The 16430-nt window shown below is 44.6% G+C and carries 10 protein-coding genes; 6 read left to right on the top strand and 4 right to left on the bottom strand.

What is annotated here, in order from left to right; translation table 11 throughout:
• The first annotated feature begins 2 nt into the window (after window positions 1–2).
• The 3 genes from ACHBIF_RS06905 (at window position 3) to ACHBIF_RS06895 (ending at window position 2371) form a co-directional block, all read left to right on the top strand.
• Window positions 3–1511 (top strand): zinc ABC transporter substrate-binding protein AdcA, encoded by a 1509-nt coding sequence (locus ACHBIF_RS06905; protein WP_394719494.1) that lies wholly within the window; start codon window positions 3–5, stop codon window positions 1509–1511.
• Window positions 1512–1613: 102 nt separating this feature from the next.
• Window positions 1614–2084: a CopY/TcrY family copper transport repressor gene (locus ACHBIF_RS06900; protein WP_172079886.1), complete on the top strand. Its 471-nt coding sequence runs from the start codon at window positions 1614–1616 to the stop codon at window positions 2082–2084.
• A 77-nt stretch (window positions 2085–2161) separates the two neighbouring features.
• The gene (locus ACHBIF_RS06895; RefSeq protein ID WP_172020966.1) at window positions 2162–2371 is read left to right on the top strand and encodes a cation transporter; all 210 of its coding nucleotides are present in this window, start codon (window positions 2162–2164) and stop codon (window positions 2369–2371) included.
• A 48-nt stretch (window positions 2372–2419) separates the two neighbouring features.
• Here ACHBIF_RS06895 and ACHBIF_RS06890 read toward each other — a convergent pair whose 3' ends face one another.
• The 3 genes from ACHBIF_RS06890 to tyrS all read right to left on the bottom strand — a co-directional run bounded on the left by ACHBIF_RS06890 (window position 2420) and on the right by tyrS (window position 4938).
• Window positions 2420–3136, bottom strand: a complete 717-nt coding sequence (locus tag ACHBIF_RS06890; protein ID WP_394719490.1) for a PASTA domain-containing protein — start codon at window positions 3134–3136, stop codon at window positions 2420–2422.
• Between the two features lie 111 nt (window positions 3137–3247).
• Window positions 3248–3625, bottom strand: coding sequence for an HIT domain-containing protein (locus ACHBIF_RS06885; protein WP_172074533.1), 378 nt, complete (start codon window positions 3623–3625; stop codon window positions 3248–3250).
• A gap of 56 nt (window positions 3626–3681) precedes the next feature.
• Window positions 3682–4938 carry a tyrosine--tRNA ligase gene (gene tyrS / locus ACHBIF_RS06880; protein WP_394719488.1) on the bottom strand — a complete coding sequence of 419 codons (1257 nt, stop codon included), beginning with the start codon at window positions 4936–4938 and terminating at the stop codon, window positions 3682–3684.
• A gap of 95 nt (window positions 4939–5033) precedes the next feature.
• Here tyrS and pbp1b point away from each other — a divergent pair, with 95 nt between their 5' ends.
• The 3 genes from pbp1b (at window position 5034) to rpoC (ending at window position 15140) form a co-directional block, all read left to right on the top strand.
• Window positions 5034–7454 carry a penicillin-binding protein PBP1B gene (gene pbp1b, locus ACHBIF_RS06875; RefSeq protein WP_394719486.1) on the top strand — a complete coding sequence of 807 codons (2421 nt, stop codon included), beginning with the start codon at window positions 5034–5036 and terminating at the stop codon, window positions 7452–7454.
• Window positions 7455–7742: 288 nt separating this feature from the next.
• Window positions 7743–11315, top strand: coding sequence for a DNA-directed RNA polymerase subunit beta (rpoB, locus tag ACHBIF_RS06870; protein WP_394719484.1), 3573 nt, complete (start codon window positions 7743–7745; stop codon window positions 11313–11315).
• A gap of 177 nt (window positions 11316–11492) precedes the next feature.
• Window positions 11493–15140 carry a DNA-directed RNA polymerase subunit beta' gene (gene rpoC / locus ACHBIF_RS06865; protein WP_394719482.1) on the top strand — a complete coding sequence of 1216 codons (3648 nt, stop codon included), beginning with the start codon at window positions 11493–11495 and terminating at the stop codon, window positions 15138–15140.
• Between the two features lie 97 nt (window positions 15141–15237).
• Here rpoC and ACHBIF_RS06860 read toward each other — a convergent pair whose 3' ends face one another.
• Entirely contained in the window at window positions 15238–16389 is a 1152-nt protein-coding gene (locus tag ACHBIF_RS06860) for a glycerophosphodiester phosphodiesterase family protein (protein ID WP_105111097.1), read from the bottom strand.
• Between the last annotated feature and the right edge of the window lie 41 nt (window positions 16390–16430).

The following is a 16430-nucleotide window of genomic DNA, read 5'->3' as shown; positions in this document are numbered from 1 at the left end:
TTATGAAAAAATTAGCTCTTTTAGGTTTGGGTTTATCGTTCTTAGCCTTGTCGGCCTGCGGCAATAGCACAGCTTCTCAGGATGATGAGTTGAACATTGTGACGACTTTTTATCCAGTATATGAGTTTACTAAGCAGGTTGTGGGTGAGGAAGGAACCGTTGATCTTTTGATTGAAGCGGGAACAGAAGTTCATGACTTTGAGCCGTCTGCTAAAGATATCGCTTTGATTCAAGAAGCGGATACCTTTGTCTATGAAAATGAAAATATGGAAACCTGGGTGCCAGATGTTTTAGACAGTATTGATACTGAAGCGGTCGGTGTTATCAAGGCGACGGAGGGAATGTTGCTCTTGCCTGGTAGTGAGGAAGAAGAACATGACCACGAAGAAGGGGAAGACCACGAACACGCCTATGACCCACACGTATGGTTGTCACCTGAACGTTCCATTACCTTGGTGGAAACCATTCGGGATGGGTTGATTGCCCAGTACCCTGATAAAAAAGCTGTTTTTGAAGAAAATGCAGCTGCTTACATTGAAAAGTTAGAAGCTCTGCATTCTCAATATACAGAAACCTTGTCAGCTGCTAAGCAAAAATATTTTGTCACCCAGCATACTGCCTTTGCCTATTTGGCTTTGGATTATGGTTTGCACCAAGTGTCGATCACAGGTGTCTCTGCAGACCAAGAGCCTACGGCAACTCGTTTGGCGGAATTGACCGAGTATATCAAGACCTATGGCATCAAGTATATCTATTTTGAAGAGAATGCGTCTTCAGCAGTAGCGGAAACCTTGGCAAAAGAAACTGGCGTGGAACTGGATGTTTTGGATACGCTTGAGAGTGTAACGACAGAAGCTATGGATAGTGGTGAGGATTATATTTCCATCATGGAAGCAAACTTGGCGGCTTTGGAAAAAACAACCAGTCAAGCAGGAGTGGAAATCTTGCCAGAAGAGGGTGCTGAGACGGCTCAGACGGTTTACAATGGCTACTTTGAAGATGCTGCTGTTAAAGACCGCACTTTGTCAGATTATGCCGGGGAGTGGCAGTCTGTTTACCCATATTTGCTTGATGGTACGCTTAATCAAGTTTGGGATTACAAGGCGAAAATTAAAGGTGATATGACAGCTGAAGAGTATAAGGCATACTACGACACAGGTTACAAGACAGACGTTGATCAAATCAACATTACTGACAATACTATGGAGTTTGTAGTGGGAGACAAGTCTTACAAGTATACTTATAAGTACGTGGGTTATGAAATTTTGACTTATAAAAAAGGTAACCGTGGTGTTCGTTTCTTATTTGAAGCAACGGATGCCGATGCTGGCGACTACAAGTATGTACAATTCAGCGACCACAATATCGCACCTGTTAAGACAGGTCATTTCCATATCTATTTTGGTGGAGAGAGCCAAGAAAAACTATTGGAAGAATTGGAAAACTGGCCGACCTACTATCCAGTTGGTTTGACTGGTTTGGAAATTGGTCAGGAAATGCTGGCTCACTAAGAAAAATGAGAAGACTGGGCAAGGTGTTCAGTCTTTCTTCTTGACATTTTTTGACTACAGATGTAAACTAATGTTAGAAAATGACTGTCGGGAGGTGAGTTTATGGAGCAGATGATTTCTGCTGCGGAGTGGCAGGTCATGCGGGTTCTGTGGGCCCATCCTGGTGCGACTTCTCAGGAAATTATTCAGGCCTTGCAGGAAGGCTTTGACTGGCAGGCGACGACCATTAAGACACTCTTGGGGCGGCTACGGAAGAAAAACTATCTGAGAATGGCTAAGGAAACTAGCAAGTATCACTATTATCCGCTGATCAGTGAGGAAGAACATTTGCAGGCGCAGGTGGAACTCTTACTAGCTACCATCTGTTCCACAAAACAGGGGCAGTTAGTTGAAAACTTGCTAGACACAGGGACATTTTCCCAAAAAAGCCTTGAACAACTAGCTAGTAAAATAGCCCAACTACAAAAGACTGCACCTGAGCGAATCGCCTGTCAATGCTTGGCAGGTCAATGTACCTGTGGGCATCATCATACTCTTCGAAAATCAACCTCAGACGTTGTTGACTTGACTTGATGAACTTCAGTTCTATCTGCATCTGCGTCGCCTAGTCGGAACCTGATTTTCATTGAGTATAAAAAAGGAGAAAAAACATGAAGCAAACTTTGAAATTGAAAAACTTATCGTGCCAAAACTGTGTCAAACACGTGACCAATCACCTCTTGGATTTGGACGGAGTAGAAGAGGTGAACATCCAGCTGGATCAGCAGTTGGCGGAGGTGGAGACCTCTGTGGCCTATGACTTGGAACGGTACCAAGAGGTGCTGGATGATACAATCTATGAAGTGGAAGAGTTGATATAAATGAAATAAAAAATAAGGAGAGATTCTGAAAAGATCTCTCCTTATTCTTTATTCTACATCCTTGTTTCCAAACATATTTGGCAGCTGTTTGAATAATTGTCCCACATCTAATTGATTTTTTTCAGCTTGGCTAGCTAATTGTAAGCTATGTTCCAATGTTTCTTCATCTAGATATTTTAACTTGATGAGGCTACCTTTCACAGCAGTTGTTGTAAAGAGGTTTGCTTTAGGTTCCATATCAATCACAACATTTACTTTTTGTTTAGCATACTTTGCATCTGCCGTGAGGATTTCCATTGCTGGTTTGAAGCCTAGTTCTTGCAAGTGTTCTCTCGCTTCAGGAATGGTTAGTCCGATGAGATTTGGAATTGTAACTTCTTGATTACTTGCATCTATGATTTCTTGATTGATATAGTAGAGCTTGATTAGACTTCCTTTGTCTAATTTTCCTGATTTTGGAACCATATCAACCACTTCATTATCTCTGGTTGTCTCTTGACGGTATTTTTTATTTGGCTTTACCAAAGTAAGAGTTACCCGAAACCCAAGTTCTTCGAGATGGCGTTTAGCTTCCTCGGCATCTAGGTCAATAACATTAGGAACCTGTACTTGACTTAAATTTTTTTCGTGTTGACGGTCCAAAGCTTTATCAACAATAGGAGCGGCAGCTTGTACAGTATCCCCGATTATTTTTGTTGTATCAGGGATAATATCAACAAGCTTATTCAAATTGAATTTATCCAGTGGACTTTTTTTCTTCGCCATTTTTTTCTCCTCAGTCTAATACCATATATACATTATTATAGAATATCACTAAGTTTTTTGTCAATAAACTCAACATATTTTATCTGAATAATATCCTCGTCGGGCTGCTTTTTATAATGCTTTGAGGAGTTTGTTCAGGTCCATCTGGGCTTGCCTAAGCCTAATTTGATCCCAGAAGCCATCTTCTTGAAAGCGTGGAATCAGGTGGACATGGAAATGGGTGCCGACATCAAACAAGCGATCGTTGCAAGCTATGGTCACACCGTCAATTATCAATGCTTGACAGAGTTTATCAGTCAAAAAGACTTCCAAGTCCGATAGCTCATAGCGAACAACAGGTGGGACTTGGCTGAGCGTGTCATAGTGGTCTTTGCTGATAATCAGTAGATGCCCCGTTTGGACAGGGTCAATGTCCCAGACCACCTTGAAATATTCCGTCTGGTAGAGAATATCTTCTTCTTTGAGCTGGTGGCAAAAAATGCAGGTCATGTCTTTTCTCCTAGGTTAGCAGAAAAGGAAATCACATAGGATTTCCTTGGGAGATGTTAATACGTCAACACAGAATACTTTTTCTTACCACGACGGATAACGGTCAACTCGCCGTCGATTTTGTCGCTGTCAGAAAGAGTGTAGTCCAAGTCTTGCACACGCTCACCATTGACATAAATCGCACCATTTGCTACGTCTTCACGAGCTTGGCGTTTTGAGTTGACAATACCAGAGGTAACCAAGAGTTCAACGATGTTAAGGTTGTCTTCAGTCTGGACTGCGTAGTTTGGAACGTTGCTGAGGCCCTGCTTGAGTTCATTTGCGGATAGGTTTTTGATGTTGCCAGCGAACAATTGCTCGGTAATGTTAAGGGCTTGGTTATAGGCTTCTTTACCGTGGACCAAAGTAACGACTTCCTTAGCCAAAATCTTCTGAGCTAGGCGTTCGTGACGGGCAGCGTCAAATTGTTTCTCGATTTCAGCGATCTCACCTAATGACAAGAAGGTAAAGATTTTCAAGAAACGAACGGCATCATCGTCCATGACATTGAGCCAGAATTGGTACATTTCATACGGAGAAGTCTTGTCGGCATCCAACCAAACGGCGTTGCCTTCTGACTTACCAAACTTCTTACCTGTCGAGTCAGTGATAAGTGGTACAGTCATAACGTGACCAGACTTGTCGGCCTTACGGCGAAGCAACTCGGTACCTGCTGTCATGTTACCCCACTGGTCAGAACCACCGATTTGTAGGGTCACATTGTGCTTGTCATTGAGCTCGTAGAAGTCATAGCCCTGCATGATTTGGTAGGCAAACTCGGTGTAGGAAATACCTGTTTCAATCCGTTTTTTCACAGAGTCCTTGCTCATCATGTAATTGACCGTGTAGTATTTACCAACATCACGGAGGAAGTCGATAAAGCTGATGTCTGAGAACCAGTCGTAGTTGTTGACCATTTCGGCCTTGTTGTCACCATTTTCAAAATCCAAGAAGCGAGAGAGTTGACCTTGGATTTTTGTCACCCAACCGTCCACGGTGTCCTTTGTCTGCAAGCTGCGCTCCGCATCCTTGAAGGAAGGGTCGCCAATCAGACCAGTCGCACCGCCAACGAGGGCGTAAGGCTTGTGACCTGCCAACTGCAAGCGACGGCTGGTTAAAATCGCAACCAAGTGCCCCAAGTGTAAACTATCTGCTGTTGGATCGTAGCCTGTGTAATAAGAAACCTGTCCTTCTGTTAATGCTTTTACCAAGGCTTCTTCGTCTGTCGTTTGAAAGACCAAGCCACGAGCTTTTAGTTCTTCAAAAATATTCATATGAGGCTTTCTCCTTTTAAAATTTCCCCCTATTATACCATGAAATTGTAGAAAGTGGGCAAAGTTTGGTATAATAAAAGGAATAAGGAGTTACTATGACGACGAAACATTCTAAATTCAAAACGATGCTGGCTTCTTTTAGTCTGACCAATGGATTGGGCATCTTGTTAAGAAGCATCAAATTACTGGTGGATTATTTGGCGGTCATTTTCCTAGTCTTGGGCAGTCTGGGTGCCGGGGTTGGAGTTGGCTATGTCTTTAGCCTATTTGACCAAGTAGAGGCGCCTAGTAAGGAAGAGCTGCTGTCCAATATCACCAATATTAGTAGAAATTCTCATATTGTCTTTTCGGATGGTTCTCCTGTAGCAGATATCAATTCAGACTTGTTGCGGAGCCCTATTGAAAATGCAGATATTTCTGACTATATCAAGCAGGCTGTGATTGCAACGGAGGATGTCACCTTTGAAAGCCACAATGGTGTTGTGCCTAAGGCGGTATTGCGTGCGGCTCTGGGTTCGGTTGGTTTTGGTTCTTCCAGCGGTGGTTCGACCATTACTCAGCAGTTGATTAAGCAGCAGATTGTAGGCGACGCTCCGACTTTTACACGTAAGGCCAATGAAATTATCACAGCCTTGGCTCTGGAGCGGGACATGTCCAAGGAAGATATTTTGACTACTTATCTCAATGTCTCGCCTTTTGGTCGAAATAATCAGGGCAAAAATATTGCCGGTGTAGAAGAAGCGGCGCGGGGAATTTTCGGAAAATCAACCAAGGAATTAACAGTTCCTCAGGCAGCCTTTATCGCAGGTTTGCCACAGAGTCCCATTGTCTACTCGCCCTATGCGGCAGACGGTAGTCTCAAGTCGGATGAGTATATGTCTTACGGCCTGGCTCGACACCAAGATGTACTCTATAATATGTACCGGGCAGAATTTCTGACCAAGGAAGAGTACGAGACCTATAAGGATTATGATATTCGCCAGGACTTCCTTCCTCCTAGTCCGGTAACAGAGGATACCAAGGATTTTCTATACTATGCTGTTCTGGATGAAGCCATTGACGTCATGTATGATTATCTGGTGGAGCGGGATAAGGTTTCAGATGCCAAGCTGAAAAATGATGAAACCGTTCAGGAATACAGAGAGCTTGCTGCCCAAGAAATTAGCCAAGGTGGCTATACCATCACTTCTACGGTCAATCCTGCTATTCACAATGCCATGAATGCTGTGGCGCGTGACAATGGCTACTTGCTGGATGAAGGAAACGGAGTTGTAGAGACCGGTTCGGTCTTGCTAGATAACAAGACAGGTGCAGTGCTTGGCTTTGTTGGTGGCCGTGATTTTTCACAGAACAAGAACAATCATGCTTTCGATACTGTTCGTTCTCCTGCATCAACCATTAAGCCTATTTTGGCCTACGGTATTGCTATGGACCAGGGCCTAATCGGATCGGCTAGTATCTTCTCAGATTACCCAGCTCGTTTCTCCAGTGGCGAGCAAATCATGCACGTCAATAACCGAGGTTCAGGTATGATTGATTTGCAGACTGCTCTCAATCGCTCGGTCAATATACCTGTCTTTTGGACCTATAAGATGCTGCAACAGTCTGGTGTGGATGTCAAGTCCTATATGGAGAAGATGGACTACCACATTCCGATGTATGACATTGAAAGTCTGCCTCTCGGAGGGGGGATTGATGTTTCTGTAGCTACCAATACCAACGCCTATCAAACCTTGGCAAACGGTGGCGTCTACAACAAGCATTATATGGTGGAGAATATCAAGAAGGCTGATGGGACAGTTGTTTACCAGCACCAGGCGGCACCTGTTCAGGTTTACTCTAAGGCAACTTCGAGTATCATGATGAACCTGCTCAAGGGGGTTATTTCCTCTGGCTTGACCACAACCTATGCAAACCGTATCAGGGCTATCAACCCTCAAGTATTGGCCAATACAGATATAGCTGGTAAGACTGGTACGAGTAATGACGCTGCAGATGCTTGGCTCATGCTTTCGACCCCTCAGGTTACCTTGGGCTCCTGGGCAGGCTATGATGATAATAGGAGCATGAGTGTTTATGCAGGTTTGAATAACAATTCTCACTATGTTGCTTATTTGTCCAATGCCATCTATCAAGTGGCACCGGAATTATTCTCTGGACGATTTACACTGGATGATAGTGTGATTGCATCTAATGTAGTCACCTCTACTGGGCAACGGCCAGGTAGTGTGCAGGTCAATGGCCGTACGATTAACGTATCAGGTGCTACTACGACTAGTTATTGGGCCAAGAATGGGGCGCCGGTGACCAACTATCGATTTATGGTAGGTGGAACAGAGGCTGATTATCAGACAGCTTGGAATAGTTTGTTTGGCAACCAGCAGCGTAGGACGACCTCCTCAAGCAGTAACAGCAGGACAGGTTCTTCTAGCAGTTCGAGCTCATCATCCTCAGCAAATAATAATGACGGAGATTCCGAACCAAGCTCGGACTCTGGTGAAGAAGATAACCCTTGATTTTTAAGCGGTCTTGTGTTATAATTTTATAAATAATTTGTCGTCTGTCTTGTTTGAAATCTTGTCCAAACAAGACTTGCAGCAGTTAAATCACACTTTTCAAAGGAAGATTTAGCTGCTCTTTTTGTGTCTATGGACAGAATTTTTTAAGATTGTTATCCATTCTTAAAGATTCTAAATATTCAGAAAAAGGACAAAAGCTAGCTCGCTAGGGCTGGCGATAGATAAAACTCGACCAGATAGCGAGTAGCTTGACGGTCTCGTATCTTATTACAAAGGAGAAAACTTTTGGCAGGACATGAAGTTCAGTACGGTAAGCACCGTACCCGTCGTAGTTTTTCAAGAATCAAGGAAGTTCTTGATTTACCAAATTTGATCGAAATCCAGACAGATTCTTTCAAAGATTTCTTGGATTCTGGTTTGAAGGAAGTCTTTGAAGATGTACTTCCAGTATCAAACTTCACAGATACCATGGAATTGGAATTTGTTGGCTACGAATTGAAGACTCCAAAATACACTTTGGAAGAGGCACGTTCGCACGATGCCAACTATTCTGCGCCTATCTATGTGACCTTCCGCTTGGTCAACAAGGAAACGGGTGAAATCAAGACCCAGGAAGTTTTCTTTGGCGAATTCCCAATCATGACTGAAATGGGTACCTTCATCATCAACGGTGCAGAGCGGATTATCGTTTCTCAGTTGGTGCGTTCACCGGGTGTTTACTTTAATGACAAAGTAGATAAGAACGGTAAAGTAGGTTATGGTTCAACGGTTATCCCTAACCGTGGAGCTTGGTTAGAATTGGAAACTGATTCTAAGGATATTGCTTATACTCGTATCGACCGTACGCGTAAGATTCCGTTCACAACGCTTGTGCGTGCTCTTGGTTTTTCAGGTGATGATGAAATCTTCGATATTTTTGGTGATAGCGAATTGGTACGCAACACTATTGAGAAAGATATTCATAAAAATCCAGCGGATTCACGTACAGATGAAGCCCTCAAGGAAATCTATGAGCGTCTTCGTCCAGGAGAACCAAAGACAGCTGAAAGCTCTCGTAGCCTTTTGACAGCTCGTTTCTTTGACCCACGTCGTTACGACCTAGCACCTGTTGGTCGTTACAAGATTAATAAAAAACTCAACCTCCGTACTCGTTTGCTCAACCAAACACTTGCTGAGCATGTGATTAACGGTGAGACAGGCGAAATCGTCTTGGAAGCTGGTACTGTATTGAGTCGCGATGTGCTTGAAAAAGTAGAAGCACAATTCGATGAGCTCAACTTGGTAGAGTATATTCCAAATGACAATGCTGTTCTTCTTGAGCCAGTTCTCTTGCAGAAATTCAAGATTGTGGCACCTAAGGATCCAGAACGTGTTGTGACGGTGATTGGTAATGCCAATCCAGCTGAAAATGTGCGTATTGTCACTCCAGCGGATATCTTGGCAGAGATGAGCTATTTCCTTAACCTTGCAGAAGGTCTTGGTCGCGTTGACGATATTGACCACTTGGGGAACCGTCGTATTCGTGCCGTTGGTGAATTGCTTGCTAACCAAGTACGTATCGGTTTGACTCGTATGGAACGTAACTTGCGTGAGCGTATGTCTGTTCAAGACAATGAAGTATTGACGCCACAACAAATCATCAATATCCGTCCTGTTACAGCTGCCATCAAAGAATTCTTTGGTTCATCTCAGTTGTCACAGTTCATGGACCAACACAACCCACTTTCTGAGTTGTCTCACAAACGCCGTTTATCAGCCTTGGGACCTGGTGGTTTGACTCGTGACCGTGCTGGTTATGAGGTTCGAGACGTTCACTACACTCACTATGGTCGTATGTGTCCGATTGAAACGCCTGAGGGACCAAACATCGGTTTGATTAACAACTTGTCTTCTTACGGACACCTTAACAAGTATGGTTTCATCCAAACACCATACCGCAAGATTGACCGTGCAACTGGTACAGTTACTAACGAAATCGTTTGGTTGACAGCGGATGAAGAAGATGCCTACATCGTAGCACAATCAACTTCACCACTTGATGAAAACAACCGTTTCGTTGATAAAATCGTAATGGGACGTCACCAAGGTAACAACCAAGAGTTCCCAGCAGATTCAGCGGACTTCATGGACGTTTCTCCTAAACAGGTAGTTGCTGTTGCGACAGCATGTATTCCTTTCTTGGAAAACGATGACTCCAACCGCGCCCTCATGGGTGCCAACATGCAACGTCAGGCTGTTCCATTGATTGATCCAAAAGCACCTTACGTTGGTACTGGTATGGAATACCAGGCTGCCCATGACTCAGGAGCTGCAGTTATTGCCCAACATGATGGTAAGGTTGTTTACGCAGATGCGGATAAGGTTGAAGTTCGTCGCGAAGATGGCTCCTTGGATGTTTACAGCATTCAGAAATTCCGTCGTTCAAACTCTGGTACAGCCTACAACCAACGTACCCTTGTAAAAGTAGGTGATATCGTTGAAAAAGGCGATTTCATCGCAGATGGTCCTTCTATGGAACGTGGGGAAATGGCCCTCGGTCAAAACCCAATCGTTGCCTACATGACGTGGGAAGGTTATAACTTCGAGGATGCGGTTATCATGTCTGAGCGTCTGGTGAAAGAAGATGTCTATACATCTGTTCACTTGGAAGAATACGAATCAGAAACACGTGATACTAAGTTAGGCCCTGAAGAAATTACTCGCGAAATTCCAAACGTTGGTGAAGATGCTCTTCGCAACTTGGATGAAATGGGGATTATCCGTATCGGTGCTGAAGTTAAAGAAGGCGACATTCTTGTTGGTAAAGTCACACCAAAAGGTGAAAAAGATCTTTCTGCTGAAGAGCGCCTCTTGCATGCAATCTTCGGTGACAAGTCACGTGAAGTACGTGATACTTCTCTTCGTGTACCTCACGGTGCCGATGGTGTCGTTCGTGATGTGAAAATCTTTACCCGTGCCAACGGTGATGAATTGCAATCAGGTGTTAACATGCTGGTTCGTGTCTACATCGCTCAAAAACGTAAGATCAAGGTCGGAGATAAGATGGCCGGTCGTCACGGTAACAAGGGTGTCGTTTCACGTATTGTACCGGTTGAAGATATGCCATATCTTCCAGATGGAACGCCAGTTGATATCATGTTGAACCCACTCGGGGTGCCATCTCGTATGAACATCGGTCAGGTTATGGAACTCCACTTGGGTATGGCGGCTCGTAACTTGGGTATCCATATTGCAACACCAGTTTTCGATGGTGCAAGTTCAGAAGATCTTTGGTCAACCGTTAAAGAAGCGGGTATGGATTCAGATGCCAAGACCATTCTTTACGATGGACGTACCGGTGAGCCATTTGATAACCGTGTGTCTGTCGGTGTCATGTACATGATCAAGCTTCACCACATGGTTGATGATAAACTTCATGCCCGCTCAGTCGGACCATACTCACTCGTTACCCAACAGCCACTCGGAGGTAAGGCTCAGTTTGGTGGTCAGCGTTTCGGTGAGATGGAGGTTTGGGCCCTTGAAGCCTACGGTGCTTCAAACGTCCTACAAGAAATCTTGACCTACAAGTCAGATGATGTGACAGGCCGTCTGAAAGCCTATGAAGCCATCACCAAAGGTAAACCAATTCCAAAACCAGGCGTTCCAGAATCATTCCGCGTTCTTGTCAAAGAATTGCAATCACTTGGTTTGGATATGCGTGTCCTTGATGAAGATGATAACGAAGTAGAATTGCGTGACCTTGATGAAGGTGAAGATGATGATATCATCCACGTAGATGATCTTGAAAAAGCACGTGCAAAAGCAGCAGCTGACGCAGCTGCAGCCTTTGCAGCAGAAGAAGCAGAAGGCAAAGAATAATTAGAATGGATGGAACAAGTTGGTCCAAATCTCAGAACTGAAAGAGATAAGGACCAACGGTCTTCCACCATCTGATTTATAGAAAAATAGCTTACTAGCTATCCATTCTGCTGATTATTGTTCAAGAATTTGAGGTCTGGGAATCCAGCCTCTCACAAGAAAAGAAAGGGATTATTAGTGGTTGACGTAAATCGATTTAAAAGTATGCAAATCACGTTAGCTTCACCAAGTAAGGTTCGTTCATGGTCTTACGGTGAGGTTAAAAAACCTGAAACAATCAACTATCGTACACTTAAACCAGAACGTGATGGACTCTTTGACGAAGTCATCTTCGGTCCAACAAAAGACTGGGAGTGTTCATGTGGTAAATACAAGCGTATCCGTTATAAAGGGATTACTTGTGACCGCTGTGGTGTTGAAGTAACTCGTGCAAAAGTACGTCGTGAACGTATGGGACACATTGAGTTGAAGGCACCAATTTCACACATTTGGTATTTCAAAGGTATTCCAAGTCGTATGGGCTTGACCTTGGATATGAGCCCACGTGCGCTTGAGGAAGTTATCTACTTCGCGGCTTATGTGGTCATCGATCCGAAAGATACACCGCTTGAGCACAAGTCCATCATGACTGAGCGCGAGTACCGTGAGCGCTTGCGTGAATATGGCTATGGTTCATTCGTTGCCAAAATGGGTGCAGAAGCAATCCAGGACCTCTTGAAACAAGTCGATCTTCCAAAAGAAATTGCAGCCTTGAAAGAAGAATTGAAAACAGCTTCTGGTCAAAAACGCATTAAAGCAGTTCGTCGCTTGGATGTACTCGATGCCTTCTACAAATCTGGTAACAAGCCTGAGTGGATGATTCTCAATATCCTTCCAGTTATTCCACCAGATTTACGTCCGATGGTGCAGTTGGACGGTGGCCGTTTTGCCGCATCGGACTTGAACGAACTCTACCGACGTGTTATCAACCGTAACAACCGTTTGGCACGCCTCTTGGAACTCAATGCTCCAGGGATCATCGTACAAAACGAAAAACGTATGCTCCAAGAAGCTGTGGATGCTTTGATTGACAACGGTCGCCGTGGTCGTCCAATCACTGGACCAGGTAGCCGTCCACTTAAATCACTCAGCCACATGCTTAAAGGTAAGCAAGGACGTTTCCGTCAAAACTTGCTTGGTAAGCGTGTTGACTTCTCAGGACGTTCCGTTATCGCTGTTGGTCCAACGCTGAAAATGTACCAATGTGGTGTGCCACGTGAAATGGCAATCGAGCTCTTCAAACCGTTTGTCATGCGCGAAATCGTTGCCCGTGATATTGCTGGTAACGTAAAAGCTGCAAAACGTTTGATTGAGCGTGGTGATGACCGTATTTGGGATATCTTGGAAGAAGTGATCAAAGAACACCCAGTTCTTTTGAACCGCGCACCTACCCTTCACCGTTTGGGGATCCAGGCTTTTGAGCCAGTTCTGATTGACGGTAAGGCTCTTCGCTTGCACCCGCTTGTCTGTGAAGCCTACAACGCCGACTTTGACGGTGACCAGATGGCCATTCACGTTCCATTGTCAGAAGAAGCGCAGGCAGAAGCGCGTATCCTTATGCTGGCTGCTGAGCACATCCTTAACCCTAAAGATGGTAAACCAGTCGTAACACCGTCTCAGGATATGGTCTTGGGTAACTACTACTTGACCATGGAAGATGCTGGTCGCGAAGGCGAGGGTATGGTCTTCAAGGATGCGGATGAAGCGGTTATGGCTTACCGCAATGGCTATGTTCACTTGCATACCCGTGTTGGTATTGCAACAGATAGCTTGGACAAGCCATGGAAAGACAACCAAAAGCACAAGATTATGATGACAACTGTCGGAAAAATCTTGTTTAACGCGATTATGCCAGAAGGTCTTCCATACTTACAAGAGCCAAACAATGCAAACTTGACAGAAGGAACTCCAGATAAATACTTCTTGGAACCAGGATCAGATATCAAGGCTGCCATTGCAGCATTGCCAATCAACCCACCATTCAAGAAGAAAAATCTTGGTAACATCATCGCTGAAATCTTCAAGCGTTTCCGTACAACTGAAACATCAGCCCTCCTTGACCGTTTGAAAGACTTGGGTTACTATCACTCAACACTTGCTGGTTTGACAGTGGGGATTGCCGATATCCCAGTTATCGACAACAAGGCTGAAATCATTGAAGAATCTCACGAGCGTGTCGAACAAATCAAGAAACAATTCCGTCGTGGTATGATTACCGATGATGAGCGTTACGCAGCTGTTACAGATGAGTGGCGTTCCGCTAAGGAAAAATTGGAGAAACGCCTAGTTGAAAAACAAGATCCTAAGAACCCAATCGTTATGATGATGGACTCTGGTGCCCGTGGTAACATCTCTAACTTCTCCCAGTTGGCCGGTATGCGTGGTCTGATGTCAGCTCCGAACGGACGTATCATGGAATTGCCAATCTTGTCTAACTTCCGTGAAGGTCTCTCTGTACTCGAGATGTTCTTCTCAACTCACGGTGCCCGTAAGGGTATGACGGATACGGCCTTGAAGACAGCCGATTCAGGTTACTTGACTCGTCGTTTGGTTGACGTTGCCCAAGATGTCATCATTCGTGAAGATGACTGTGGAACAGACCGTGGTCTTGACATCCGTTCAATCACAGATGGCAAGGAAATGATCGAGCCACTTGAAGAGCGTTTACAAGGTCGTTACAGCAAGAAAACTGTTAAACACCCTGAAACTGGTGCCGTTATCATTGGTCCAAACCAATTGATTACCGAAGACATTGCTCGTGAAATTGTCAATGCAGGTGTGGAACAAGTCACTATCCGTAGCGTATTTACATGTAACACCCGTCACGGTGTCTGCCGTCATTGTTATGGTATCAACTTGGCAACAGGTGATGCGGTTGAAGTGGGTGAAGCAGTTGGTACAATCGCTGCCCAATCGATCGGTGAGCCTGGTACACAGCTTACAATGCGTACCTTCCACACGGGTGGTGTAGCCTCAAACAGCGATATCACGCAGGGTCTTCCTCGTGTCCAAGAAATCTTTGAAGCCCGCAATCCGAAAGGGGAAGCGGTCATCACTGAGGTTAAGGGTGAGGTTGTTGACATCCAAGAAGATGCAGCAACTCGTACCAAGAAAGTCTTTGTTAAAGGTAAAACTGGCGAAGGCGAATATGTGGTTCCATTTACAGCCCGTATGAAGGTTGAAGTTGGTGACCAAGTTGCACGTGGAGCAGCTCTTACCGAAGGTTCTATCCAACCAAAACGCTTGCTTGAAGTCCGTGATGTCTTGGCGGTTGAAACTTACCTTCTTTCTGAAGTTCAAAAAGTTTACCGTAGCCAGGGTGTAGAAATCGGCGACAAGCACATCGAGGTAATGGTTCGTCAAATGCTTCGTAAAGTTCGTGTCATGGATCCAGGCGACACAGATCTTCTCATGGGTACCCTCATGGATATCACTGACTTTACAGATGCCAATGCTGACGTGGTTATTGCTGGTGGCATTCCTGCAACAGCTCGTCCAGTCCTAATGGGTATCACTAAGGCTTCCCTTGAAACCAACTCATTCTTGTCTGCCGCATCCTTCCAAGAAACAACTCGTGTCCTTACAGATGCTGCTATTCGTGGTAAACGAGATAACCTTCTCGGTCTGAAAGAGAACGTTATTATCGGTAAGATTATCCCAGCAGGTACTGGTATGGCCCGCTACCGTAATCTTGAACCACAAGCAGTCAATGAAGTTGAAATCATTGAAGACACCGTTGCTGAAGAACTTGCAGCAGAAGCAGAGCTTGAAGCTGTAACTGAATAATAAGCTTTAAGGGAAGACCGTTTGGTCTTCTCTTTTTGTGTAACCTGTTCAAAAAAAACAACCAGATGGTGTCCACCTGATTGCTACTATGCTGTCTTTATTTTAAGCTTGGAAAGATGAGAAGGTTCTCCAATTGCTTGTGATAATAATCCTTGTACTTAGAATACACCAAGGTGTGGTTTAGTTGGTCTTGGGTCTTGCCAGGAAAGTCTGAAATGATGCCATCAACCGCTAAATCATCTGCCTGGGTCACGCCAGCTTCATCATTGACTGTCCATACATAGAGAAATTTCTTGGAGGCTTTGATGTAATCATGTAATTCGGGAGACAGGTCGCTCAAAGGGACGCTGAATCCAGTCAGACCTGGAAATTGCTCCTCAAGGATGGAATTCATAATCAAGACTGTTTCAAATTTAGGTGAGTGGCTGAGGACTCTCTTCATAAATTCTTGGTCAGCTGTTTGTAGTTGATGCTGGCCTTGCTCTAACCGCTGTTGGTATTTTCCTAGAAAGTTTTCTACAATCTGTGGACTGTCTAGCTCAGAAGTTTTGAAATCAATCAGGAGCTTTTGACCAGACTTTTCGGCCTCTGTCAGAATCTGATCAAAGCTGGCGATATGGGCTGTGTGCCCCTCTTGATCGGTCAAGCTAATGTTGGTTAGAGTGCTTAAGGGCAGGTCGTGTGGCCGATAGTGGAGCCCTGTCCAGCCGGATAGATTAGGGTCGTGAAAGACCACATATTCCAAATCTGCTGTTTCCCAGATGTCAATTTCAATGTAGTCAAACTTGCTTTTGCTGGAAATTTGGAAGGCCTCGAGACTATTTTCAACTGCGCTAGGACCGTTGAGGGCCCGGTGGGAAATGACCTGTGGAGACTTTGGGATAATCTGTCTGGCCTCTTGTTTAACAAGGTAGAAGACTGGAAAGACGGGTAGCCAGACGACCAGTAAGGAAGCTGGTTTCCACCAGGTGAATTTTTCGTCAAAAATGACTTTCCACCAGAGCCAGAGCGAGAAAGACAGGACCAGAACAAGGCCACTATAGAGCAGGGCGAAGAGAATGAAGTAAATTTCTTGCACATGCTGGGGAAATCTTTCTGTCAGATGTGCTTGGAGATAGTAATTGGCCAGACTGACAGAGTACCAAAGTCCCAGGGCCAATAGGGGGACCAGGAGTCCAATGGCTAATTTTTTCCATAGGGGTCTTTGTATTTTTCGTTTTCGGATGTTTGATTTGATAGATTGCTTCATGCTTGCGGAACTTTCTGATTTTACGTACTAGCTTATTATAC

The sequence above is a fragment of the Streptococcus sp. A11 genome (assembly GCF_043674225.1).
Taxonomy (GTDB): Bacteria; Bacillota; Bacilli; order Lactobacillales; family Streptococcaceae; genus Streptococcus; species Streptococcus suis_V.
Note: the sequence above shows the minus strand (reverse complement) of the source record. Positions and strands in the feature narration are given on the sequence as shown.

What these genes read in the sequence shown, in the direction of transcription:
- tyrS (WP_394719488.1), bottom strand. Translation starts at nt 4,938, where the DNA reads ATGAATATTTTTGAAGAACTAAAAGCTCGTGGCTTGGTCTTTCAAACG.
- ACHBIF_RS06905 (WP_394719494.1), top strand. Translation starts at nt 3, where the DNA reads ATGAAAAAATTAGCTCTTTTAGGTTTGGGTTTATCGTTCTTAGCCTTG.
- pbp1b (WP_394719486.1), top strand. Translation starts at nt 5,034, where the DNA reads ATGACGACGAAACATTCTAAATTCAAAACGATGCTGGCTTCTTTTAGT.
- ACHBIF_RS06890 (WP_394719490.1), bottom strand. Translation starts at nt 3,136, where the DNA reads ATGGCGAAGAAAAAAAGTCCACTGGATAAATTCAATTTGAATAAGCTT.
- ACHBIF_RS06900 (WP_172079886.1), top strand. Translation starts at nt 1,614, where the DNA reads ATGGAGCAGATGATTTCTGCTGCGGAGTGGCAGGTCATGCGGGTTCTG.
- ACHBIF_RS06860 (WP_105111097.1), bottom strand. Translation starts at nt 16,389, where the DNA reads ATGAAGCAATCTATCAAATCAAACATCCGAAAACGAAAAATACAAAGA.
- ACHBIF_RS06885 (WP_172074533.1), bottom strand. Translation starts at nt 3,625, where the DNA reads ATGACCTGCATTTTTTGCCACCAGCTCAAAGAAGAAGATATTCTCTAC.
- ACHBIF_RS06895 (WP_172020966.1), top strand. Translation starts at nt 2,162, where the DNA reads ATGAAGCAAACTTTGAAATTGAAAAACTTATCGTGCCAAAACTGTGTC.